Source organism: Actinocorallia longicatena, assembly GCF_039534125.1.
Taxonomy (GTDB): domain Bacteria; phylum Actinomycetota; class Actinomycetes; order Streptosporangiales; family Streptosporangiaceae; genus Actinocorallia; species Actinocorallia longicatena.
Map to the genome: position 1 here is coordinate 216,796 of NZ_BAAAUV010000009.1, position 24,047 is coordinate 240,842.

Annotated in this window: 15 protein-coding genes and 1 other RNA gene; 5 read left to right on the forward strand and 11 right to left on the reverse strand. The window is 71.6% G+C overall.

What is annotated here, in order from left to right; all coding sequences use genetic code 11:
• Positions 1-15: 15 nt before the first annotated feature.
• The 3 genes from ABD785_RS20610 to ABD785_RS20620 all read right to left on the reverse strand — a co-directional run bounded on the left by ABD785_RS20610 (position 16) and on the right by ABD785_RS20620 (position 4,793).
• Positions 16-2,277: a SulP family inorganic anion transporter gene (locus ABD785_RS20610; protein WP_344830707.1), complete on the reverse strand. Its 2,262-nt coding sequence runs from the start codon at positions 2,275-2,277 to the stop codon at positions 16-18.
• Between the two features lie 42 nt (positions 2,278-2,319).
• On the reverse strand, positions 2,320-4,098 hold the full coding sequence (locus ABD785_RS20615) for a hypothetical protein (protein ID WP_344830708.1): 1,779 nt from the start codon (positions 4,096-4,098) through the stop codon (positions 2,320-2,322).
• Between the two features lie 116 nt (positions 4,099-4,214).
• Positions 4,215-4,793: a YbhB/YbcL family Raf kinase inhibitor-like protein gene (locus tag ABD785_RS20620; protein ID WP_344830711.1), complete on the reverse strand. Its 579-nt coding sequence runs from the start codon at positions 4,791-4,793 to the stop codon at positions 4,215-4,217.
• 251 nt (positions 4,794-5,044) lie between these two features.
• On the opposite strand from ABD785_RS20620, the gene ABD785_RS20625 reads away from it, so the two are divergent.
• Both ABD785_RS20625 and rnpB read left to right on the forward strand, forming a co-directional pair.
• On the forward strand, positions 5,045-6,424 hold the full coding sequence (locus ABD785_RS20625; protein ID WP_344830713.1) for an NAD(P)/FAD-dependent oxidoreductase: 1,380 nt from the start codon (positions 5,045-5,047) through the stop codon (positions 6,422-6,424).
• Between the two features lie 91 nt (positions 6,425-6,515).
• Positions 6,516-6,895: RNase P RNA component class A (gene rnpB, locus ABD785_RS20630), an RNA gene on the forward strand.
• A 64-nt stretch (positions 6,896-6,959) separates the two neighbouring features.
• Here rnpB and ABD785_RS20635 read toward each other — a convergent pair.
• From ABD785_RS20635 to ABD785_RS20645, 3 genes are read right to left on the reverse strand one after another with little or no spacing between them, the layout of a single operon-like run.
• Positions 6,960-8,069, reverse strand: coding sequence for a bifunctional RNase H/acid phosphatase (locus ABD785_RS20635; protein ID WP_344830715.1), 1,110 nt, complete (start codon positions 8,067-8,069; stop codon positions 6,960-6,962).
• Positions 8,066-8,809 carry a zinc ribbon domain-containing protein gene (locus ABD785_RS20640; RefSeq protein ID WP_344830717.1) on the reverse strand — a complete coding sequence of 248 codons (744 nt, stop codon included), beginning with the start codon at positions 8,807-8,809 and terminating at the stop codon, positions 8,066-8,068. The genes ABD785_RS20635 and ABD785_RS20640 overlap by 4 nt, the downstream gene beginning before the upstream one ends.
• A complete protein-coding gene (locus tag ABD785_RS20645) occupies positions 8,806-9,609 on the reverse strand; it encodes a Nif3-like dinuclear metal center hexameric protein (RefSeq protein WP_344830720.1) in 804 nt (267 codons plus the stop codon). The genes ABD785_RS20640 and ABD785_RS20645 overlap by 4 nt, the downstream gene beginning before the upstream one ends.
• A 122-nt stretch (positions 9,610-9,731) precedes the next feature.
• Between ABD785_RS20645 and ABD785_RS20650 the strand changes: the two genes are divergently transcribed.
• Positions 9,732-10,139 (forward strand): DUF6191 domain-containing protein, encoded by a 408-nt coding sequence (locus ABD785_RS20650; protein WP_344830723.1) that lies wholly within the window; start codon positions 9,732-9,734, stop codon positions 10,137-10,139.
• Positions 10,140-10,205: 66 nt separating this feature from the next.
• Complete coding sequence (locus ABD785_RS20655) at positions 10,206-12,257, forward strand: hypothetical protein (protein ID WP_344830725.1); 2,052 nt, start codon at positions 10,206-10,208, stop codon at positions 12,255-12,257.
• A gap of 13 nt (positions 12,258-12,270) precedes the next feature.
• Here ABD785_RS20655 and ABD785_RS20660 read toward each other — a convergent pair whose 3' ends face one another.
• Positions 12,271-13,311, reverse strand: a complete 1,041-nt coding sequence (locus ABD785_RS20660; protein ID WP_344830726.1) for an alpha/beta fold hydrolase — start codon at positions 13,309-13,311, stop codon at positions 12,271-12,273.
• Between the two features lie 224 nt (positions 13,312-13,535).
• On the opposite strand from ABD785_RS20660, the gene ABD785_RS20665 reads away from it, so the two are divergent.
• Positions 13,536-15,308 carry a RelA/SpoT family protein gene (locus ABD785_RS20665; protein ID WP_344830728.1) on the forward strand — a complete coding sequence of 591 codons (1,773 nt, stop codon included), beginning with the start codon at positions 13,536-13,538 and terminating at the stop codon, positions 15,306-15,308.
• Between the two features lie 36 nt (positions 15,309-15,344).
• Here the strand turns inward: ABD785_RS20665 and ABD785_RS20670 are convergent, their stop codons facing one another.
• The 4 genes from ABD785_RS20670 to ABD785_RS20685 form a co-directional block, all read right to left on the reverse strand.
• The gene (locus ABD785_RS20670) at positions 15,345-17,465 is read right to left on the reverse strand and encodes an MMPL family transporter (RefSeq protein WP_344830732.1); all 2,121 of its coding nucleotides are present in this window, start codon (positions 17,463-17,465) and stop codon (positions 15,345-15,347) included.
• Between the two features lie 108 nt (positions 17,466-17,573).
• Positions 17,574-19,970 (reverse strand): GMC oxidoreductase, encoded by a 2,397-nt coding sequence (locus ABD785_RS20675; RefSeq protein WP_344830735.1) that lies wholly within the window; start codon positions 19,968-19,970, stop codon positions 17,574-17,576.
• Positions 19,970-21,049, reverse strand: a complete 1,080-nt coding sequence (locus tag ABD785_RS20680; RefSeq protein ID WP_344830737.1) for an alpha/beta fold hydrolase — start codon at positions 21,047-21,049, stop codon at positions 19,970-19,972. The genes ABD785_RS20675 and ABD785_RS20680 overlap by 1 nt, the downstream gene beginning before the upstream one ends.
• Before the next feature lie 139 nt (positions 21,050-21,188).
• Positions 21,189-23,996, reverse strand: coding sequence for a helix-turn-helix transcriptional regulator (locus ABD785_RS20685; RefSeq protein WP_344830739.1), 2,808 nt, complete (start codon positions 23,994-23,996; stop codon positions 21,189-21,191).
• Positions 23,997-24,047: the final 51 nt, after the last annotated feature.

The following is a 24,047-nucleotide window of genomic DNA, read 5'->3' on the forward strand; positions in this document are numbered from 1 at the left end:
AGTGGATTGTCCCACTCAGACCCGACTGGTCGCCCCCGCGTCGTCGTCCGCGACGGGCGGAACCCGGTCGGGGACCGACAGGAACTTGCGGGACTCGGCGTCCAGGATCTCGACCTTGGCGGTCTCCAGGTCCAGGTACATGCCGACGAGCTCCAGCTCGCCCGCGTCGACCTTGTGCTTGAGCCACGGGTAGCTCAGCAGGTTGTCGAGCTGCTGCATGACGTTGACATGGCAGAGCCCGGCCAGCGGCGTCGGGCCGTCGGCGAGATCGGAGTCGAGGTCGGCGCCCTCGAGGAAGCGGCTCAGGCTGTGGTTGGCGTGGCGCAGCCAGTTCGACAGGTGCGGCAAGTGCTCGACCTCGCCGCCCCCGGCCAGGACACCGGCCATCGCGCCGCACTGCGAGTGCCCGCAGACGGTGATCGTCTTGACGTCCAGGACCGAGGTGGCGTACTCGACGGCCGCCATGACGGAGTCGTCGTGCACCCGGGTCCCGTGCCGGGGCACGATGTTGCCGACGTTGCGGACGATGAACAGGTCGCCGGGGCCGCTCGCGGTGATCAGGTTCGGCACCACACGCGAATCGACGCAGGTGATGAACAGATGATCGGGCGTCTGGGCCTGGGCGAGCTCGACCATGATCGGCCTGACCAGCCGAGCGGTCCGCCCGTGATATTCACGGACCCCCGCCAGGAGTACCTCGCGGGGCGAGGCGACATCGAGTGCCGGATCCTTGTCGCGGTCACGCCGCGACCAGGGCGCCCACCACCGGACGCCCGCACCGGACTTGCGCGACGGGGACGCTTCGCCCGTCACGGCGTTCTCGTACCACGACTCATGTACCTCATCGATGTCGACTTTACCGCCCAGACGCTCATGAGAAAGACGCCAGGTATGAATAGTGTCGAACGCCGCATTGTCCATGAAATCGACATCAAGGTCGAGGTCGACGGGTACACCAGCCGGAATGTCCTGAAGCTCCTGGACGAGCTTCGGCACCCCGAGGAACGTCAGCGATCCGGACACCACGACGTGCCACCGGCCGTCCCGCTGCTCGGTCTTGACCGACACCCTGGTCAGCCGCCGCAGCGCCAGGCAGGCCGCCAGGCCCATCCCCAGCAGGACGCCCTCGCCGAGCCCCAGGACGACCACCCCGGCCAGGGTGAGCCAGTAGATCCAGGTCTCCCGGTGCGGCCGAAGGCCGCGCAGGTGACTCCGGTCGATCATCCGCAGGCCCAGGGCGACCAGCAGCGCCGCCAGCGCGGACAGCGGGATCATCTCGATCACTCCCCCGCACGACAGCGCGAGGACCAGCACCCACGTCCCGTGCAGGACCGTCGAGGCCCGGGTCAGCGCGCCCGCCCGGACGTTGGCCGTGCTGCGGACGACCACGCCCGCGATCGGCAGCCCGCCGAGGAACCCCGACACGAGGTTGCCCGCGCCCTGCCCCATCAGCTCCCGGTCCAGGTCGCTGCGCGCCACTCCGGCCGGCCGCATCCTGTCCACCGCGACGCTGCACAGCAGCGACTCGACCCCGGCGACGAGCGCCACGGACACGATCGCGCCGAGAACATCGGCGAGCGGGGCGTCCGGCGGGGCCGGGAAGACCCAGCCGTCGAACAGCCCGCCGGGCATGTCGACACGCGGCATGTCGAACGCGAACAACCAGGAGACCGCCGTCGCGAACGCCACCGCCACCAGGGGCGCGGGCACCGCACGGAACGGCAGCCGTTCCCAGGCCAGCAGCACCCCGATCGTCAGGAGCCCGATCAGGACCGCGGCCGAGTGGTGGGCGACGAGCTGCCCCGGCAGTTCGCTCAGGTTCTCCAGCGCCGAGTGCTGCGGGGTGCCGCCCAGCACGATGTGGATCTGCGCGAGCACCAGCACCACGCCGATCCCGGCGAGCATCCCGTGGACCACGGCCGGTGAGACCGCCAGGGCCGTGCGGGCGACCCGGCAGGCGCCGAGCGCGATCTGGAGCGCCCCCGCGCACAGGGTGATCGCGCAGGTGGCCTGCCACCCGTAGGTCTGGATCATTGAGGCCACGATGACCGTCAGGCCCGCCGCGGGACCGCTCACCTGGAGCGGCGAACCGCCCAGGAGCCCCACGACGATGCCGCCGACCACCGCGGCGATGAGCCCGGCCGCCACGGGGGCGCCGGACGCCACCGCGATGCCGAGCGACAGTGGAATGGCCACCAGGAACACCACGAACGAAGCGGGCACGTCCTGGCGGGGCGCGATCAGCCGCGCCACTACTTTCTGTGTCTCGATCGTCACCTGACGTATCGAACCACAGAAGATCAGCTCACCGTGGGCCGATCAGGGACGATGCTGACGGTAGGTGTCCCATTCATCCGAAGGACGCGGATTCTGCTCGCCGTAGGGGGCGGCGGGATACCCGGGAGTGTCGCCCGTCGGCGCGCCGTAGAAGCCCTGCTCGCCCGCGTAGTAGCCGGACGACTGCTGCTCCTGCTGCGGGTCGCCCGCCGCGCCGTTGAAGCTGCTGCCGGTGAAGTCGGTGTACCGGCCGGCCTCCTGGCCGCCCGTCGCGGACGCCGACGATCCGTAACCGGATCCGGCGCCCTGCCCCGGCAGGGGGTCGTCGTAGCGGGCGGGCTCGGCGCCGTAGGCGGGGGCGCTGGGGTAGCTCTCGCCGCCGTAGGACGAGGAGGAGCCCGAGGAGTAGGAGGAGCCGCCGGACGTCCCGGAGGACGACCAGGACGAGCCGTACGCCGAGGCGTCGCGGTCGCCGGACAGCAGCGGGTCGTTCAGCGGGTCGGTGAGCGAGCCGGAGGAGTAGGACGGGGTGGCGGGCGAGGGGCCGTCCTTGCGCCGGTCGGCCTGGATCCGCTGGAGCAGCTCGTCCACGGTGGGCAGGCGGTGGCCGTCGGTGTCGAAGCCGGGCTCCGCCGACGCCGCGGGGGCCGGGCTGTAGGCGGGGGTCGGGCCGGTGCTCAGCGGGCCGCTCAGCGCCGGGGGCGACAGCGGGCCGGTCGTCGACAGCGGGGCCCCGCCCAGCGGCGCGCTCGGCACGGCCGGATAGGCCTGGGTGGCCTCGGGGTCGCGGCTCTCGGCCGCGGGGCGCGCGAACGGGTCGGGCAGGCCCAGCGGGTCGGCCGGACGCGGCGCGGTGTAGCTCGGCTGCTCATACGAAGGAGTCTCGTACGAGGGGGTCTCGTAGGAGGGCTTCTTGTCGTAGGCCGGGGTTTCATAGGACGGGGTGTCGTAGGAGGCCGCGGCGGGCTCGTAGGACGGGGTGGCCGGCTTGTCGTAGGACGGCGGCTCGTAGGCGGCCGGGGCCGCGGGCTCGAACGGGCGCACCGGCGGCTGGTCGAACCGGGTCAGCGGCTCGCTGTTCTGCCAGTCGAGCGCGGACGGCTCCAGCGGGTCGGGCCGCAGCGGCGTGACGGGCAGCGGGTCGGGGTCGTAGCCGCCGGCCACGGGGACGTCGTGCGGCTCGTGCTCGTTGGCGTAGGGGTCGGCGGCGTACTCGTCGGAGTAGCCGTCTCCGTAGCCGGTGTCGGCGTACTGGTCGTTCCCGTACTGGTCGCCGTCGGCGTACTGCCCGTCGCCGTACTGCCCGTCGCCGTACTGGCCGTCACCGTACTGGTCGCCGTAACCGTCGTCGGCCTGGGCGTGCTGGCCCGCGGGCAGGTGCATCGCCTGGGTCGAGGCGGCGGGGGCCACGGGGGCGGCGTGGACCGGCTCGGGGCGCTGGGCGGCCGCGGCGAGCGGGTCGGGGCCCTCGGCGGAGGGGTCCTGGCCGTTGTCGTGCTGCCAGGGGAACTTGGGCTTGTCGAAGGTGATCGTCGCCCAGTAGTCGTCGTCCTCCATCTGCTCGTTCGCGCGGCCGCTGCGGCGGGGCTTGGGGGCCTCGCCGGTCGGGGCGGGCATCGGAGTGCCGGCGACACGGAGGTCGAAGCCGGTGCCGGGCTGCTCGGCGGCCTGCTCGGCCAGCCGGGCGCGCTGCGCCTGCGGCTCGTCGCTCATCCAGTCGTCGTCATCCTCGGCCCGGCGTCCGGCGCGCATACCGAGGACGACGAGCACCACGACCAGGACGACGAGCAGCAGCAAGCCGCCCACTACGAGAAAAATCATCGCTCCACCCAATGCCCATGGTCCAGCGCGAAGGTCCGGTCGGTGACAGGCCCCGTGTTCGTCCGCCTACCACCTTCACACGATCTCCGCAGTTTTCGCCACCGGTCGACGGGACTTCAGGACCCCTTCGACTGCCCGAGATATCCGGTGATCCGACCGCGAGCGATACTGCGGCTCGCGATGGCGGGCAGGGACTTCTTCAGTTTCACGGCGTCACCCGCCGGGATCGGCTCCTTCAGCGCGTACACGGTGTAGCGGTACCTGTGACGCTGCCCCTGTGGGGGGCAGGGCGCCTCGTAGGCCCGCTTCTCGTCCGAGTTCTCGCCGACGATCGCCTTGGGCGGGGTCTGCTGCCCCTCGACCATGTCGAGGGTCGTGCCTTCCAGGTTGGACAGCACCCAGTGAATATAGGTGCCCCCGCGAGCGTCCGGGTCGTCCATGACGATGACGAAGGCCTTCGCGTCGGGGACACCGGACCAGTGGAGCGGCGGAGTCTTGCCCTGACCACGATAAGCGGAACAGGCGTACCTTGGCGGAATGTCTTTCAGGTCGCTGAAAGCCTGCGAGCTGACGGTGAACTCCGCGGTCTCTCCGCCGCCGGATCCGCTGCCGATGATGCCGCAGCCGGAAACCAGACCCGTTGACAGGGCAAGGGCAGCCGCGCATGCGGTGGCCCGAACCGGGGTGATCTGCATCCGACAACCATACGGCCAACGGGCGCGGCGCTCCGCCTTGTGACGTTAGTCATGCGGACGGCCCCACCATCTTGATGCCGAGAGAATTTGTGGCCTAGTTCACGCGTGTAGACCGCTCCATGTTTGCGGTTACGGGAAGATTTGATGTTCTTTCGTGGTTGGACCTTGGTACAGACCCACTCAACTGGGCTAGATTGTGAATGTCTTCACAAGGTGACGCCTTGGTTAACGAACTTCTCTAGGAGCCCGAGATGGCCAGCAGGCCGGAACAGAACCCCGAAGCCCCGCACATCCTCATCGTCGGTGGCGGCTACGTGGGGCTCTACACCGCGCTCCGCCTCCAGAAGAAGCTGAAGAGCGAACTGAAGCGCGGAGACGTCAAGGTCACGATCGTCGATCCCGTTTCCTACATGACCTACCAGCCGTTCCTCCCCGAGGCGGCCGCCGGCAACATCTCGCCGCGCCACGTCGTCGTGCCGCTGCGCAAGGTGCTGCCGCAGGTCAACATCGTCACCGCCCGGGTGACGGAGCTCTCCCAGGCCGAGCGCTGGGCGATCATCCAGCCGGTCGACGGGCCGCCGAAGCGCATCTCCTACGACTACCTCGTGATGGCCGCGGGCGCGGTGTCGCGCACCCTCCCGATCCCCGGACTGGCCGAGAACGGCGTCGGTTTCAAGACCATCGGTGAGGCCATCCACCTGCGCAACCACGTGCTCGCGCAGCTGGACATCGCCGCCACGACCGACGACGCCGAACTCCGCAAGAAGGCGCTGACCTTCGTCGTGGTCGGCGGCGGGTTCGCCGGTGTCGAGGCCCTGGCCGAGATGGAGGACATGGCCAAGGACGCGATCAGGGACTTCCCGAACCTGCGCGCCGCAGACATGCGCTGGGTCATGGTCGAGGCCGCCGACAAGATCCTGCCCGAGGTCGGCCCCGAGCTCGGCAAGTGGACCGCCGAGCAGCTGCGCGGCCGGGGCATCGAGGTCAAGCTGAAGACCTTCCTCAACTCCGCGGTCGACAAGCACATCGTGCTCTCGGACGGCACCGAGTTCGACACCAACACCCTGGTGTGGACGGCCGGCATGAAGGCCAGCCCGATGCTCAAGTCCACCGACCTGCCGCTCGACGAGCGCGGCCGGGTCAAGGGCAACGAGTTCCTCCAGATCGAGGGAACGGTCCGTGCCTTCACCGCCGGTGACAACGCCGCCATCCCCGACCTGACCAAGGACGAGGGCGAGACCTGCGCGCCCAACGCCCAGCACGCCGTCCGCCAGGCCACGGTCCTGGGCGACAACCTCGTCGCGGCCGTCCGCGGCAAGGCCCTGAAGCCCTACCGCCACGCCTACGTCGGCTCGGTGGCCGGTCTCGGCCTCCACAAGGGCGTCGCCCACGTCTACGGGGTCAAGGTGCGCGGCTTCGCGGCCTGGTTCATGCACCGCACCTACCACCTGAGCTGCGTCCCGACCTTCAACCGCAAGGTCCGCGTCGTCGCCGACTGGACCCTCTCGCTGTTCTTCAAGCGCGAGACCGTCTCGCTCGGCATGATCGAGCAGCCGAGGGCCGAGTTCGTCCTGGCCGCCGGGTCGGACCGCCCCAAGGAGCAGTCGGTGATCGAGAGCGCCGCCAAGTAGGCCGCACGTAGAACGCTCCAGGGGAGGGGCACGGCCGGACGGCCGTGCCCCTCCCTCGTTCCCCAGGCCCTAGGATGGAGGGCACGGCGAACGAGTCGGCCGGGCGGTCGCGTCGGGGGTTTCGCCCCCGCCGAGGAAAGTCCGGGCTCCACAGGGCAGGGTGGTCGGTAACACCGACCCGGGGCGACCCGCGGGACAGTGCCACAGAGAACAGACCGCCGCGGCCTCGGCCGCGGTAAGGGTGAAACGGTGAGGTAAGAGCTCACCAGCGCCCAAGGCGACTTGGGCGGCTCGGTAAACCCCACCCGGAGCAAGACCAGACAGTGCGTGCGGGTCCTCGGACCTCGAAGGGCTGCCCGCCCGAGCGCACGGGTAGGTCGCTAGAGGCCGCCGGCAACGACGGCCGTAGATGGATGACCGCCACCGGGCTCACGCCCGGGACAGAACCCGGCTTACACGCCGGCTCGTCCGCCGCATCACCGGAGGCCGCGTCTCAGGACGCGGCCTTCGGCGTCTGCGGTCGCCGCCGCTGCGGCTACAGGGCCGGGAGGTAGTGGGTGTCGTTGAGGGAGCGGACGACCGCCGGGCCGTCGGCGTACCAGTCGACGGTGCACAGGGACGCCGTGTCGAGGTGGAGGCGGTAGAGGATCGTGTTGGGGGCGTCCAGGGCGAACTGGACCATGATCTTGATGGGGGTCACGTGGGAGACCACCAGGACCGTCTGGCGGGGGTGGCGGGCCAGGAGCTCCTCCCTGGCCGTGGTGACGCGGCGGGAGACCTCGGCGAAGGACTCGCCGCCGGGCGGGGCGAAGTCGGGGTCGGCGAACCACGCGTCGAGCTCGTCGCCCCAGCGGGACTGGACCTCGGCGAAGCTGTGGCCCTCCCAGAGGCCGAAGTCCGTCTCACGGAAGCCCGGCTCGGTGTGGATCTCGGCGCCGGTCAGCTCGGCGACGGCCGCGGCGGTGTCCTGGGCGCGGCGCAGCGGTGAGGCGACGATGACGTCGATCTTGACGCTGCTGAGATGGGCGGCGGCGGCCTTGGCCTGGGCCACGCCGAAGTCCGTCAGGGGGATGTCGCCGATGCCGGCGAAGCGGCGCTCGACCGACAGCGGGGTCTGGCCGTGGCGGAGCAGGAGGGTGCGCGTCGGCTCGGTGGTCGGCGGGGCCCAGCCGGCCTTCTGGGGCGGGGCGGGGGCCGGGTCGGGCTCGCGCGGCGACCACTGGCCGCCCCTGGCCGCGGCGTCCATGGCCTCGTTGGCCAGCCGGTCGGCGTGGGCGTTGTCGGCCCGCGGGATCCACTCGTAGGTGATCGCGGGGAAGCCCGAGGCGAGGCCGCGGGCCTGGGCGGCCAGCGGCTTCATGTCGGCGTGCTTGATCTGCCAGCGGCCCGACATCTGCTCGACGACCAGCTTGGAGTCCATGCGGACCAGGACCGCGGCGGCCGGGTCGATGGCCGCGGCCGCCGCCAGGCCGGCGATCAGGCCGCGGTACTCGGCGACGTTGTTGGTGGCCCTGCCGATGGACTCGGCGGCCTCGGCCAGCACCTCGCCCGTCGCCGCGTCCATGACGACGGCGCCGTAGCCGGCGGGGCCCGGGTTGCCCCGTGATCCCCCGTCGGCCTCGACGATCAGCCTGCGTCCGGTCAAAGGCCGGACTCCGCCGTGCGGACGAGGATGCGGCGGCACTCCTCGCAGCGGACGATGTCGTCGGGCGCGGCGGCGCGGATGCGGTTGAGGTCGGAGGTGTTGAGGGCGAGGCGGCAGCCCTGGCACTGGCCGCGCAGCAGGGCGGCGGCGCCGACGCCGTCGAACTGGTCGCGCAGCTTGTCGTACAGGCCCAGAAGATCGGCAGGGATGTCGGTGGCGACGCCCGCGCGGGCGCTGACCGTCAGGCCGGACTCGCCGTCGATCTCCTGCTCGGCCTTGGTCCTGGCGGTGTCCAGCTCGCCGAGCGTGGCGTCGAGGTCGGCCTTCTCGGCCTGGACCTCGGTGACCTTGGCCTCGGCGATCTCCCGGCGCTCCATGATCTCCAGGACGACCTCCTCCAGCTCGTCCTGGCGGCGCTGGAGCGAGGTCAGCTCGGACTGCAGGCCCGACAGGTCCTTGGCGGAGGTGACCAGGCCCGAGTCCAGGCGCTTCTGGTCGCGGTCGGCGCGGGCGCGGACCTGCTCGACGTCCTGCTCGGCCTTGGCCTGCTCGCGGTCGAGGTCGAGGAGGTCGGTCTGCGCGTTCACGAGCCGGGTGCGCAGCTCGTCCGCCTTGCCCTGCAGCGCGGCGATCTCGGCGATCTCGGGCAGGGTGCGCTTGCGGTGCGCCAGCCTGGCCAGGCTCGAGTCCAGTTCCTGCAGGTCGAGTAGACGCTGCTGGTCTTGGGGTGCGGCTTTCACTGAACTCCTTCAACTGCATGGGACCACGCGTCGGTGACCAGCGTGGAGATTCGAGTCTTCACTACGGGATCGAGGAATGCGGACAGATCGACCAGCCAAGGCCACTCGGTGGCCCAGTGGGCGGCGTCGACCAGTGCCATGGGGCCCGTCGCGAGGGACTCCGACACGGGGTGGTGCCGCAGGTCGGAGGTGAGGTAGACGTCCGCTCCCGCGGCCCTGGCCGTCTCGATCAGCGAGTCGCCCGCCCCGCCGCACACCGCGACGGTGCGCACCGGCCGTTCGGGATCACCGGCGGCCCGCACCCCCCAGGAGGTCTTCGGCAGGCCGGCGGCGGCCCGCGCGGTGAACTCCCGCAGGGGCACGGCACGGTCGAGCTCGCCGATCCGGCCCAGACCGCGCCGCGGGTCGTCCTGCGACGGCCTGAGGGGCCGCAGCGGCCCCGTGAGGCCCACGGCCCTGGCCAGCGCGTCCGACACTCCCGGTGCGGCGACGTCGGCGTTGGTGTGGGCGGTGTAGAGGGCGGCGCCCGCTCTGATCATCCGATGGACGGTGCGGCCCTTCGGGGTGGTGGCCGCGACGCTGTTCACTCCGCGCAGAAAAAGCGGGTGATGGGTGATCACGAGTTCGGCGCCTCCGGTGAGCGCCTCGTCGATCACCTCGGCGACGGGGTCGACGGCCAGCAGGACCGACGAGATCTCGGCGTCCGGGTCGCCGCAGACCAGGCCCACGGCGTCCCAGGACTCCGCCCAGACGGGCTCGAATCGGCCCTCGATCATCTGGATGAGTTCGGAGAGACGCACGTCTCGCAGGTTATCGTGGTTTCGCACCGGTCTTCCGGGATCCCGGCACCGAGTCATACAGTCGGGGGTGTCAGGTCACGCACCCGGGGATCAAACCGGAGCGTCGATACGTTGGAGAGTGCGTGAAGTCACCGTTCCGCCGCCGCAAGCGGCCCTCAGGCAAGATCGTCCAGCAGGGCGAGGCTAAGGCCAAGAAGGCCGAGCAGCAGGCCAAGCTCGAGGCCAAGATGGCCGTGCCCGAATGGGCCCAGGAGGCCACGGGCACCGAGGAGACCAAGAACGGCAGCTTCATGCAGTCCCTGCGCGGCGACGGCGAGGCCGGTGCCGGGTTCGGCGCGGGGATCTTCGAGGACCTGCACGCGGCCTTCAGCGGTGCCAAGAAGATCCAGCTCCAGGAGCAGGAGGCCGAGAAGCTCCGCCGCCACGACGACCTCCAGCAGGCCGGCACCGGCGGCAACCGTCCCGACCTCGACTCGGGCCGTATCCGCATCCGCACCACCCGCCCCAAGGACCAGGGCGAGGACAGCTGATCAACCCGAGCTGAACACGGGGTTGATTCCGACATATCCGTTACGCCAGGCGCTACGCTCCGCCTCGTGCGCGTACGGACCTCCGTCCTCCTGCTCCTCCTCCTTCCCCTGCTGCTCTGCGCCTCCGGCGGCCGGGCCTCCGCGACCACGGCGCCGTCCGGCACCGCGGTGCTCGTCGGCATCCCCGCGCTCCGCTGGGACCAGGTCAACGCCCGTGACACGCCCCACCTGTGGAAGGTCATGGCGAACGGGGACACCGCGGCGCTGTCGGTCCGCACCCTCGGAACCGTCGCCTGCCCGATCGACGCCTGGCTGACGGTCTCGGCCGGGGCCCGGGCGGCCCGCGACGGGGGCGCCTGCGCCACGCTGCCCGAGACGGTCCCCGGCATCGGCGGCACGGCCCTGCCCGGCTACGCCGAGACCCGCAGGCGCAACCTCGAGGGCCGCTTCCAGGCACCGGTCGGGCTGCTCGGCGAGACCGTCCACGCCGCGGGCGGCTGCACCAGCGCCGTCGGGCCCGGCGCGGCGCTCGCCGTCGCCGACGCCCGGGGCGCGCTCGACCACTACTCCCCCGCCGTCACCGGGATGAGGACCGGCTGCGCGATCACCGTCGTCGATCTCGACGAGGTGCTGCGCTCCCCCGAGGACCCCGCGGCGGTCCGGGCGGCCGACGTCCGGCTCGGGGAGGTCCTGGCCCTGGTCCCCCCGTCCGCGACGGTCCTGGTGGCGGGCCTGTCCGACGGCACGGGCGATCTCGCCCACCCGGTCACCGCGACGCCCCGGCTGCGGGCGCTGGCCGTGACCGGCGCGGGCTTCCCCGCGGGACGCTCCCTCACCTCCGACTCCACCCGCCGCGACGGGACGGTCATCACCCCCGACCTGACCGCGACGCTCCTGACGGCCGCCGGGATCACCGTCCCCGACGAGGCGATCGGCCGGGCCCTGCGGCCGGGCGCCCCGCGCGACCGTGACCAGGCGGCGGCCGTCCGGGACCTCGCCGGGCAGGACGTCGGCGCGCAGACCTACCGGACCGTCCTGCCCCGCTTCTTCACCGGGCTCGTCATCGCCCAGGTCGCCTTCTTCGTCCTGGCCGCGCTGCTCCTGCGCAGGGACGGGCTGCGCGGGCGGCGCCGCGTCCTGGCCGTCGCGCTGGCCAGCGCCGCCGTCCCCGCCTCGACCTATCTGGTCAACCTGCTCCCGTGGATGACCAGCGGCTCCCCCAAGGCCGCGCTGCTCGGCGGGATCGCCCTGTGCGACGCGGCGATCGTCACCGTGGCGCTCGCCGGGCCCTGGCGGCGCTCGCTGCTCGGCCCCGGGACGGTCGTCGCCGGGATCACGGCGCTGACGATCGCGGTCGACCTCCTCGCAGGCACCCCGCTGCAGACCTACAGCCTCATGGGCTACTCCCCGCTGGTCGGCGGGCGCTACTACGGCCTCGGCAACATCGCGTTCGCGGTGTTCGCGACCTCGACCTTCCTCGCCGCCGCGGGCATCGCGCACGGCCTGACCCGGCGCGGCCACGGCCGGGGGACGGCCGTCACCGTCATGGCCGTCCTGTGCCTGGCGGCGATGGCCCTGGACGGGGCACCGATGTGGGGCGCCGACTTCGGCGGCGTGATCGCGATCGTCCCCGGGCTCGCGATCGTCACGCTGATGGCGGCGGGCAAGAGCGTCTCCCCCGCCAGGCTGGCCCTGTTCTGCGCGGTCGGCGGGGTCATCGTGCTCGGCGTCGCCTTCCTCGACCATCTGCGCCCCGCCGTCGAGCAGACCCATCTGGGCCGGTTCTTCGGCGATCTGTCGCACGGGCACGCGGGCCCGGTCGTGGAGCGCAAGTTCCTCGCGATGGCCAGGACGTTCCGCAACCCGACGCTGGTGCCGATCGTGCTGGCCGGGATCGGCTTCCTGGTGGTGGCGCTGCGCAGGCCCGGCCGGGTCGGCGGCGGAGCGCTGCACCGGACGTTCGAGCGGGCGCCGCTGCTGCGGGCCGGTCTCGCGGGCGCGCTGGCCACCGCGGTCATCGGGCTGCTCGTCAACGACTCGGGCGTCGCGGTCCTCGCCCTCGCCCTCGTCGTCGCCATCCCCCTCGCCCTGACGGCCACCGTCAACGAGCGCCTCTGACCCCGAGGCGGCTCTAGCGCGCCGCGGCCTCGCGCCGCGGCCGTGAGGCACGCAGCCCGTGCTCGAGCGCTCCCTCGTCGAGCCACTTCCCGAGCCTGGCCCAGGTCGTGGTGCGGGCGGCCCGGCCGGTCAGGACGCCCAGGTGCCCGCCGGGCGCGGTGTCGAAGCGGACCCTGGGCGAGCCGGTGAGCGTCCGGGTCAGCGGATGGACCGACTGCCAGGGGGCGACGGCGTCGCTCCGGCCCGCGATGGCCAGGACCGGCACGTTCACGTCCGCGAGACGGACCTCCCGGCCGGCGATCACGATCCTTCCGCCGGCGAGGTCGTTGTCGCGGAAGAAGGAGCGGTATCGCTCGCCGGCGGACCGGCCGGGGCCGGCGGCCGTCCGGTCGGAGAAGGCGTCGACCGCCTCGATCTGGGCCAGGAGGTCGGCATTGTCGAGGTTCGTCAGAACGGTCAGCGGACGCAGCAGATACCTGTCGATTCCGAGCATCTTCCGGCCGTTCTCGACCAGCGGCCGCAGGGCTCCGGCGGGCGCCACCCGGCCGAGGTCGGCCACCGCGCCCACGGAGGCGATGGCGGCGATGGGCAGCCCCGGGCGGGCGGCGGCGGCCAGCACCGAGAAGATGCCGCCGAGACACCAGCCGACGAGCTGGACGGGCTGACCGCCCGCGTCCTCGCTCACCCTGCGGACGGCGGCGGGCAGGAGTTCGTCGACCCAGTGCTCCAGGCCGAGGTCACGGTCGGCATAGCTGATCTGGCCGTAGTCCACGAGGTAGGTGCGGCGGCCCGTGGCGACCAGGTGCTCGGCCAGGCTGCACCCGCGACGCAGGTCGAACGCGGCGCCCGCGCCGGCGGCCGGCGGCGGTACCAGCAGCACCGGCGGACCGGTCGGGACGACGTCCCGCGCGGGCCGGTAGCGGCGGACGGTCCCCTCGCGCACGCCGTCGAGGAGGTCGGCGGGCGAACTGCGAAGATCGGCGAGACGTCCATAGAGGATTTTGCGGGAGGTATTACTCGCAGCGGCGCGGATCTTCCGGGGTGAGGGAATCATGAGCATATCATCCACGACCAATCACAACTGGATTGCATGGCCCTGAAATCGGACATCACCTGACCTGCAATAACACGAAGGTACAACTCGGACGCATGGCGGAAATCACCATCGCATGACCACTGCGTTAAATCCGCTTCCCCGCACGAAGAGTGACGCGCGGCCGGGAGGTGCCGCATAATGGCCGCTACACCCCGTTCGCAGCGGACATCAGGCGGTCACGAGTGACGACGATCCGTCCCGGCTTCACCGAACCCCAGCCGCACGCCCAGCCGCACCCCCCGGCGCCCGCGCCCCGGCGGCGCCTGCCCACCGGGCTGCTGCTGTCGCGGTCTCCGGGCGAGCCCGTGCAGCCCGCGGCCGAGCCGCTGATCGCCGCCTACAAGGCCACCCATCCCGCCGCCGACCCCGCCGAGCTGCGGCGGGCCTACGCGGTGGCCGAGCGGATGCACCGCGGCCAGATGCGCAAGTCCGGCAACCCCTACATCACCCATCCGCTCGCGGTCGCCACGATCCTCGCCGAGCTCGGCATGGACCGCACGACCCTGGTCGCGGCGCTCCTGCACGACACGGTCGAGGACACCGCGTACACGCTCGGCGAGTGCAGGGCCGACTTCGGCGACGACGTGGCCGCCCTCGTCGACGGCGTCACCAAACTCGACGGCGACCGCTGGGGCAAGGACCGCGCCGAGGCCGAGACCTTCCGCAAGATCGTGCTGGCGGGCGCGGCCGACCTGCGGGTGCTCATCATCAAGCTGACCGACCGGCTGCACAACCTGCGCACCCTGGGCTTCCAGCCGCCCCACAAGCGCGAGAAGATCGCCCACCGCACGCTCGACCTGCTCATCCCGTTCGCCGACCGGCTGGGCATCTACGTGCTGAAGCGCGAGATGGACGACCTCGCCTTCGCCACCCTCGACCCCGACGCGCACGCCGCGACCGAAACGGCCGTCCGCGAGGCGCTGACCCGCGCCCCCCTCGCGCTCGGCCCCTGCGCCGCGCTGCTGCGCGCCTGCCTCGCCGCCCAGCGGGTGCGGGCCGAGGTGAAGATCAGGCCACGGCACCTGTGGTCGGTCCACAAGAGCCTCGACGGCGACCTCGACGGGATCCGCCCCAGCGAGGTCACCCGGCTGCTCGTCCTCGTCGACGGCACCGACCAGGACTGCTACATCGCGCTCGGCGCCGTCCACGCCGCGCTGCACCCGTTCTCCGGCCGGGTGAAGGACTACATCGCCCTCCCCCGCTTCAATCTGTACCGGTCGCTGCACACCGTCGTGATCGGCCCGGACGGCGACCTGCTCGACGTCATCATCCGCACCCGCGCCATGCACGAGGTCGCCGAGTACGGGGTGATCGCCCACATCCGGCAGGCCGACTCCGGCAAGGCCAAGGTCGACGCCGTCGCGAGCCGCAGCGACCTGCCCTGGCTGGCCCGCCTGCTGGCGTGGGAGGCCGACGTGCCGTCGGCGGGATTCCTCGACTCGCTGCGCACCGACCTCGCCGAGGGCACCATCGCGGTCTTCACCCCCGAAGGCGTGATCATGCCGCTGCCGCAGCGCTCGACCGCCCTGGACTTCGCCTACGCCCTGGACCCGGAGACCGGCGAGCACAGCATCGGCGCCCTGGTGAACGGCAGGCTCGCCCCGCTGTCGTCGGAGGTGAAGGTCGGCAACGTGGTCGAGATCCTCACGGCCCCCGACGCCGCCCCCACCGCCGACTGGCTCGGCTTCGCCCGCACCGCCAAGGCCCGCGCCCACATCCAGCGTTACCTCGACGGCACCCGCGACGACGAGGACGCCCGCGACGGCCGCGCCGCGGTCTCCGCCGCCCTCGCCGAACACGATCTCGACCTCCTCGCGGCCGAGGCGGGCGGCGAGTGCCTCTCGATCGCCCGCGACCTCGGCTACCCCGACGTCGAAAGCCTCTACGGCGCCGTGACGACGGGAGCCGTCCCCCTGACCGAGCTCATCACCCGGTTCAGGAGAACGGCTCCCTAGGGTCCGTAGCCACCCTGATGACACCGATGCGGCGTGTCAGGAGGACTTGACGAGTTCGTCCTGCTCGCCTGACAGGTCGTCGGGGGCCGTGAACCCCTCGTCGTCCTTCTTGGTGAACAGGGCGCTCGGCCACCAGAAGTAGCGGCCGACGTCCAGGGTCAGCGCGGTGACCAGCACCGAGCGAACGATGATCGTGTCAAGCAGCACGCCGAAGGCGACCACGAAACCGAGCTCCGCGGCGAACACCATCGGCATCGCGCCGAGCGCGGCGAAGGTACCGGCCAGGACCAGACCCGCGGAGGTGATGACCCCGCCGGTCGCCGACAGGCCGATCAGCGCGCCCTTGCGGGTGCCGTGCTGCTGGCTCTCCTCCCTGATCCGGGTGACCAGGAAGATGTTGTAGTCGATGCCGAGGGCCACCAGGAAGGTGAACGCCATCAGCGGGAACGAGGCGTCCATTCCCTCGAAGTGGAACACGTGCAGGAATACCAGGTTGCTGACGCCGAGCGCCGCCGCGAAGGACAGCACCACGGTGATCATCAGCAGCAGCGGGGCGACGAGGGCCCGGAGGAGCAGCGCCAGAATCAGGAACACCACCACGAGGATCACCGGAATGATCACCTTGGAGTCACGTGAGGCGGCGTCCTCCATCGCGACGGTGATGGCCGTGCCGCCGCTCAGCTTGGCATCGGCGCCCTTCACCGCGTGGACGGCGTCGCCCGCCCGCCGGACCGAGTCCATGGCGGGCTTGCTGTTCGGCGCGTCCCTCAACGTGGCCAGGGTGAAGACCCGGCCGTCCTTGACGGGCTGCTGCGGCGAGACCTCGCTGACACCGGGGGTACCGGCCAGCGCGGCCTTGATCTCGGCGGCCTTGTCCGCGTTGGCGATCACATAGATCGGGTCACCGGAACCGGACGGGAAGTGCTTGGATTGGATCTCCTCACCGGTGACCGCCTGGGTGGTCTTGGTGAACTGGTTCTTCTGGGAAATGCCGTCGGCCTTGAGACCCACCAGGCCGAAGGAGAGACCGGCGAGCGCGACGGCGGTGATGATCCACACGATGCGCGGACGGACGGCGACCTTCTGCCCGACGCGGCCCCACACGCTCTCGTGGGAGACGTCGGCGGTGCCCTCGTGGGGGATGCGCGGCCAGAAGATCCAGCGTCCGAAGATGACCAGGAGAGCGGGCATAAGGGTCATCATCGCGGCGAGCCCGACGACGACGCCGATGGCGCAGACCGGGCCGAGACCCTTGGTCGAGTTGAGCGTGGCGAGCATGAGGATCATGAGGCTGATCGCGACGGTCGCGGCGGAAGCGATGATCGCCTCGCCGGCCTTGTGCAGCGCCTCGGCCATCGCCACGTGGACGTCCCGGTGCTTGCGGAGTTCCTCGCGGTAGCGGGCGATCAGCAGTAGGGCGTAGTCCGTCGCCGCACCGACCACCAGCACGGTGAGGATGAAACTGCTCTGCGCGTTGACCGTGAGCCCCGCGTACTTGGCCAGAAGATAGATGACCCACTCGGCGACCGCCACCGCGACACCCGCGGTGATGAGCGGCACGAACAACAGGGTCGGGCTGCGGTAGGTGAACAGCAGGATGACGAGCACCACCAGGAAGGTGATGGCGCCGAGCAGGCCCATGCTGCTGAAGATCTTGCCGGAGTCGGCCGCGTAGCCGGACGGGCCCGTGACATGGGTGCCCAACCCGTTCGCGCCCTTCTCCGCGATGGCGATCATGCCGTCGACCGTCTTGGCGATGCCGTTCCAGCCCTCGGAGCCGAGTTTGACCTGGATGACGGTCTGCAGCGCCTTGCCGTCCTTCGACGGGATCGGGCCCTCGATCTGGCCGACCACGCCCTCGACGCCCTTGAACGCCTCGGCGTCGGCCTTGGCCTTGGTCTGGTCGGCCGGGGTCAGCCCGGACTCCCGGTCATAGATGACGATGGCGGGCATCGTGTCGGCGGGCTGGAACTTGGCCGCCTCCTCGATCGCCTTGGTGGCCTCGGCGTTCTTCGGCAGCCACGCCGACATGTCGTTCTTTTCAACATCACCGAGCTTGCCGAACATGGCACCGAGCACGAACAGAACGATCCAGACCGCTAGAACGATCCATTTCGCGTTCCGCCCGGCGGGCCAGGCTGCGATCTTTCGAGCCATGGGGGGTTTGCCTCCGTTAGCGAGAAATCTCTTACTGATCGAAGGCTACGGGCGGCCACTGACAGAACGCTGCCGGGGTGCTGTTAAGCGCCCGTGAGCCTCGTCACTTCAGTCGCCGGCGGGCCCGTAGACATCCCAGAGCTCGCCCAGGAAGAACCTGCCGAAGCGATTGAGCGCGCCGAGGCCGTCGGGGCCCTCGGTACGGAAGGTGGTGAGCTGCTCGACGAAGTCCACGAGCCTGATGTGCAGGGTGCCCGCGCCGACGACGGATTCTTCGGCATCCTCGGCGAGGTGTCCATCGAATATCCGGTAGTACAGCGTCGTGGTGTCCGGCCAGATGTGGGTGGCCGGGCCGTGATGGATGTCCTTCCATCCCGACAGGGTCAGCGGGCGGCCCTGGACGTCGGAGAAGAACAGCCGGTAGCGCATCTCGCGCCGGTCGGGTTCGAGCACGCCCTCCCTGCTGACGGGCACGAACAGGTTGAACCAGCCGCGCTCGACCCGGCGGCGGCCACCGAAGTCGGGAGCCTCGATCCAGCCCTCGGCTCCGGCCAGGTGGCCCGGTTCGGCCAGGAAGCGGGTGACGTCGTCGGCGGTGATGGTGAGCCGGAAGGCGAGCTTCGCCCCCCGGTCCTCGTCGTGCGGGTCGCACGCCCCCGGGACGTGGTGGCCCTTCATCTCCTCGGTGAACGACAGCGACGTGCCCCCCTTACCCCGTTCCTTCGGAGCACGTGCGCTGCCGCTCCCCTCCCCTCCTGTCGGGCCGGCCGTCCCCACGGCCGGCCCGGCCCCCGTTCCCGTGGCCTGTTCCGGGTCGGCGTCCCCCGCCGGCCCGGTGGGATGCGCCGCCTTGGTGCCGGTCAGGATGGAGGTGCACATCCGGTCGGCGAGGGCGGCGATGGTCAGTGACGGGTTGGCGCCCACGGGTCCCGGGAGGGCCGCCCCGTCGGCGATGTACAGCCCCGGCAGGCCGAAGACCTCGCCGTAGGCGTCGCAGACGCCCTCGCCCGGGTGGCGGCCCATCGGGGCGCCGCCGAGCGGGTGGACGCTGATGACCCTCTTGCGGAACCACAGCGGATTGTCGTGGTACCGCGCGCCGAGCACGTCGGCCATCTTCTGCATGGTGCCGCGGATGCGGTCGAAGTAGTCCTTGCTGGTGGCGACGGTCCAGTCGGCGCACAGGTTGCCGTCGCGATCGAGGCTCAGGACGCCGTCGGGGACGTCGCGGCCCATCGCCAGCAGCGGCAGCGAGCTCACCGAGAGGGCCCCGCTGCCGATGAGGTCGGCCACCTCCTCCGACAGGTTGGTGTCGGGGGCGGCGGAGAAGAAGTCGGCGAACCGCTCCCACAGGAACTCCGCGGTGCGGGCGAGCTGGCCGGGCACGTCGAGGCCGAACAGCATCCAGTCGACGAACCCCGGATAGCCGCCGTCCTGGATGTAGGCACCGCGCCCGGTGGAGCTGCCGTCCAGTTCGTCCGGGAGCCGGATCGCGCTGGTGATCACCGGCCCCTTGGACGCGTCCAGCGGCCTGATCCGGTCCCGGTCCTTGGCCTTCAGCAGAAAGGTCAGGAGGTCGCCGTTGCCGCAGAACCTGCTGCCCAGCGCGGGGCTCATGCCCGGGAGCCCCGACGCCAGCAGCAGCCGGACCGTTCCGTAGGTCCCCGCACCCATGACCAGCTTGTCGCAGCCGATGGTGCCGGACTCACGGTGCCCGGTGTCAGGGTCGTACCTGACGTAGTCGACCAGGTAGCCGCCCCCCTCGCGGACGCGCACCCGCTTCGCCTCGTGCAGCGTCCGGAGATCGGCTCCCCGGTGCTTCGCGGCCGAGAGATAGGTGTGGTCGAGACTGTTCTTGGCTCCGTCGTTGCAGCCGATGTCACACTCGCCGCAGAGCCTGCACGTGGTGCGCGCCGCTCCGTGAAGGTTCGGATAGGCGAGGGGGGCGAGCTGCTCGCGCAGCCCCGGCACGGCCCCTGTCTGCGTGCCGAAGCTGACCGCGAGCGGCGGACGGAACCAGTCGAGCCCCAGCTCGGCTGCCGCGTCCTGCATGGCGTGGGTCTTCGCCGTTCCCCCGAACGGCTCGAACTCCACGGGGTAGGGGGAGACGCCGATGAAGCGTTCGACGTCGTCGTAGTGCGGATCGAGGTCGGCCCGCTTGACCGGCCAGTGCTCGTACCCGCCCCCGGGCAGCGCCTGCTCGTGGACGAACCACTTCTCGTCCTTGCGCAGGAGCACGTTGGCGTAGATCAGCGAGCCGCCGCCGAGCCCGGAGGAGACGACGGAGTCGTAGCCGTCGAACCGCCAGACGTCGTACATCCCGTACAGCGACTTGCGCGGGTCCCAGAACGCCCGGCCCATCTCGGCCGGGGTGCGCGGGAACTGGCCGGGCGCGTAGGCCTGGCCGCGTTCGAGCAGGACGGTCGAGAGCCCCGCGTCGGCGAGCCGGAAGGCCGCCACCGACCCGCCGAACCCGGAGCCGATGACCACCGCCTGGACGTGCTCCATCAGACGGCCTTCTTCCGGAGATACTCGACGATGCGGGGAAAGACCTCGAGGTGGGCGTTCTTGCCGATGAACGGATCGACGTGGCCGTAGCCGGGGAGGATCTCCAGCTCGTGCCTGCCGGGGGCGGCCTCTTCGAGCGCCGCGTGGGTGAAGGCGTTGGAGTCGGTGAACACGTGGTTCTCCGACCCGGTCAGGAACAGGATGGGCGTCTCGACCGAGGCGAGGTCGTCCACGAAGCCGGACGGCAGCCGGTCGTCGCCGGCGTCCCACTTCACGGCGTGCCCGGCCTCGACCATCCGGTGGACGTGCCGGTAGTAGTGGACCCCGCTCGGCCCGCACAGGTCGGCCATCCGGTGGTGGGTGACGTCCTCGACCTGCTCGTGGGAGAACATGGCGGGCTTGCCGCTGCCCCACATGAAGCTGAGCATGTGGCAGGCGGTGTCGGAGCACTCCCGGTGGAACAGGGAGACGCCGCGCTGGAAGAGCTTGCGGCGGGTGAACCAGGGGGCGTCGCCGAAGCGCGGGTCCAGGACCGGCATCGACAGGCCGTACTCGGCGAGGGCCGGCCCGAACCGCAGCTTCCACCGGGCCCACCCGGGGACGCGCGGATGCAGCGAGACGCTGTTGGACACGACGCTGGTGATCTGGTCGACCTTGCCGCCGAACAGGCTCATCATGAACGTCACGGAGCCGAGGCAGTGCGCGATCACGTGGACCCTGCGGTCGCCGACGGCCTCACGGAGCGCCCGCAGCGCCGACGGGTGGTCGAAGGCGGCCACGTCGTCGAGCGTGTAGCGGTGGGTCTCCATGTCGTAGGGGAACCGGTTGCTCATCCGGAAGTCCAGCGCCCACACGTCGGTGAAGCCGTTGTCGAGCAGGTGCGACACCAGATTGGTGTGCTCGGGCATGATGAACATGTCCCGCGACAGGGTGAGCCCGTGGATCAGCAGGACCACGTCGTCGCAGTCGGCGCGGTGGAAGCGGGTGAGGCTCAGGCCCAGGCCGTCTTCCGTCGCGAAGAGGCGCTCCGACACCTCGGCGTCGGTCACCCCGTCGAGAGTGAACCTCGGAATCTTCAACCTGTCCTCCAGCGGCGCGTGTGAGAACACGATCCCGGATTACGTGGTTTTCCGGCATCGTGGGAAACCCTGAGCTTTGTCCGTACGCGGAGGTACGGGTACGCCACCTAGGATTCGCCCGGGGCCTCGCAGGTTCCCTCTATTCGCGAGGAAGGTCCCGTATCGCACCCGCAACGCCCACCCGCGACGTCACGTCCAGCTTGCTGAAGATGTTCGACAGGTGGGTCTCGACGGTCCTGACGCTGATCACCAGCTTGTCGGCGATCTGCTGGTTGGTGTAGTCGTCCGCGACGAGCTGGGCGACCTCCAGCTCGCGCCGGGACAGGCCGAACGGCCCGGTCCCGCGGCCCTTCTCCCGGACCGGGACCCGCAGCCCGTGCCGCCGCTGCTCGCGGACGGCGTGCGCGAGCAGCCCGTCGGCCCCCAGCTCGGCGAAGATCGTGACGGCCTCGCGCAGGTCGGCCAGCGCCGCGTCCTTGGCGGGCTCGGCGGACCCGGCGGCCAGCAGGGCCCGTCCGCGGAGCAGGGGGTAGGGGGCCAGCAGCGCGGCGGCCTCGCGGGCCAGCGGCGCGGAGCCCTCGGCGTGGGCGCGGGCCAGCGCGGCCATCCCCCGGCCGAGGACCCAGGGGCCGTGCTGCCCGGCCACCCGTTCGGCGTGCTCCGCCCAGCGGACGGCCTCCTCGCGCCGGTCGCGGTGGGCCTCCGCCCCGGCGAGCTGCTCCGCGCAGGCCATCATGGTGCCGGGGTCCAGGACGGGATCGACGAAGTCGGCGCACGCCCGGCGCAGCGCCTGGACGCCCTCCTCGGCGTCGCCGGAGGCCAGCAGGGCGACGCCGTGGGCGTAGTGGGCCGTCGACCCCCACACCTCCCCGGTGCCCGTCCCGGTGGCGAGGGCCTCACCGATCCTGACCAGCCCGAGCTCGGCGTCGCCGGACCAGACCGCCGCGAGGCAGGCCTGGGTGAGGGCGAAGACGAGCTGCTGCCCCGAGCCGAGCAGCCGGGCGATGTCGGCGCCCTCCTCGGCGGACGCGGCGGCGTCGGCGAGCCTGCCGACGGCGATCAGCGCGACCGCCTGCCCGGCCAGCATGTTGGTGATGACGTAGGACTGCTCCCCCGCCCTGGCGATCGCCAGCAGCCGGTCGAAGTGGCGCAGCGCCCGCTCGGGACGGCCGATGAGCGCCTCGGTCCAGCCCAGCCAGGTGAGGATGTCCATCCAGTCGGGGAGCTGCTCGTCGGGGGCGAGGTTGAGCTGGGTCCCGGCGGCGTCGAGGAACTTGAAGGCCTCGGCGGTGCGGCCCGCGGCGTGGGCGGGCAGGGCGCGCAGCGCGGCGACGGCGACCTCGAGCCCGCCGGGCCAGTCACGGCCGATGTCGGGCATCAGGTCGAGGACGGCCTGGGCGGCGCGGAAGTCGGCGCGCAGCAGGCTCTCGGCGACCAGCCGCAGCCGCAGCGGGACGGCGACGGCCGACTGGCGGCCCGGCAGCCGGCGCAGCTCGGCCAGGAGCACCGCGCGGGCCTGCTGCGGCCGGTCGAGCTGGCGTTCGGCCAGCGCCAGCGACCGGACGGCCAGCGCCCGCATCGCGTAGTCGTCGTCGGACAGCATGCCCAGCGCCTCGAGCGCCGCGTCACGGGCCTCGGCGAGCCTGCCGCCGAGCAGCTGGGCGCGGACCAGCTCGACCAGCAGGCCCAGGCGCTGCGGGTCGTCGGGCGGCATCAGCCGCAGCGCGGCCAGCAGCCGGTGCCCGGCGGTCGCGGGGGCGGGCCCGGCGGCGCTGCGCGCGGCCGAGACGAGCGTGTCGATCGCGGACTGGTCGCCGAACCGCGCGGACCGCTCCACATGCCGGGCCCTGACACTCGCGGGCGCGCCGAGCACGGTCAGATGGGCGGCGACCCTGCCGTGGGCGGCCAGCCGCCAGCCCGCCGCGGCGGCGGTGTAGACGGCCTGCCTGACCAGGGGGTGCCGGAACCGGAACCGGCCGGGCGCCGAGGGGCGGGCCACGTCGCGGGCGACCAGCTCGTCGATCGCGGCCAGGGCGAAGCTCTCCGACACGTCGGCGGCGACCGCGACGAGGACCGGATCGAACTCCTCGGCGGCCACGGCCGCCCCCTGCGCGGCGACCTGGGCACCCGCCGTCAACCGGCTGATCTCCAGATGGAGCGCCGCCCGGACGGCCCGCGGCAGCTCGTCGGACTCGTTGGCCTCGGTCTCTGCCTGCTCGGACCGGGCGAGGGCGTCGAGGTAGAAGGGGTTGCCGCCGCTGGCCTCGTACAGCCGGGCGCACCGCTCCCTGCCGATCTCGGGACCGAGCAGCTCGGCGACCTCCTCCAGGCTGAGCGGCCCGACCGTGATCTGCTCGCCGTACTCGGCGAGCGCCCCCAGCCTGGGCATCGCCTGGACAGGACGGTAGGCCAGGGCGACCAGGACCCGTCCGCGCGGCGGATGACGGACGAGATGGTCGAGCAGCTCGACGGTCGCCTGGTCGGCCCAGTGCAGGTCGTCGAGGATGAGCACGAGGCCGTCGTCGCGGGCCAGCTCGTCCAGGAGCTGGCGCGCGGCCTTGTGCAGCCGGTAGCGGCTGCCCGCGCCGGTGACCTCGGCGGCGGCCTCCTCCAGGGCGGGGAAGACCGTCCCGAGCAGCCGGACCGCGCTGGGGCCGAGCCTGCGCGACACCTCCGGGGCGTTCTCGAGATGGTCGTCGAGCGCGTCGACGACGGCCCCGAACGGCATCTCCTCGTCGAACTCGGCCGCCCGGCCCCACAGGGTGAGGCGGCCCCGCGCGAGCGCGGCGGAGGCGAGCTCGGCCAGCAGCCGGCTCTTGCCGCAGCCGGGATCGCCGACGAGACTCAGGAAGGAGAACCCGGGACGGTCCAGGACCTCGCCGAATCCGTCCAGCACGTCCCGTCTGCCGACGAGGGGCTCTTGGGCGGGCTGCGGGGCTTCTGGCACGATCAAACTTTACCGACGTCGCGTCGGTTATGGGATATACCCGGCGGCAAT

Excerpts from the sequence above, each read along its gene's own strand:
- ABD785_RS20615 (WP_344830708.1), bottom strand. The coding sequence starts at position 4,098 with ATGATTTTTCTCGTAGTGGGCGGCTTGCTGCTGCTCGTCGTCCTGGTC.
- ABD785_RS20670 (WP_344830732.1), bottom strand. The coding sequence starts at position 17,465 with ATGGCTCGAAAGATCGCAGCCTGGCCCGCCGGGCGGAACGCGAAATGG.
- ABD785_RS20660 (WP_344830726.1), bottom strand. The coding sequence starts at position 13,311 with ATGATTCCCTCACCCCGGAAGATCCGCGCCGCTGCGAGTAATACCTCC.
- ABD785_RS20675 (WP_344830735.1), bottom strand. The coding sequence starts at position 19,970 with ATGGAGCACGTCCAGGCGGTGGTCATCGGCTCCGGGTTCGGCGGGTCG.
- ABD785_RS20625 (WP_344830713.1), top strand. The coding sequence starts at position 5,045 with ATGGCCAGCAGGCCGGAACAGAACCCCGAAGCCCCGCACATCCTCATC.
- ABD785_RS20620 (WP_344830711.1), bottom strand. The coding sequence starts at position 4,793 with ATGCAGATCACCCCGGTTCGGGCCACCGCATGCGCGGCTGCCCTTGCC.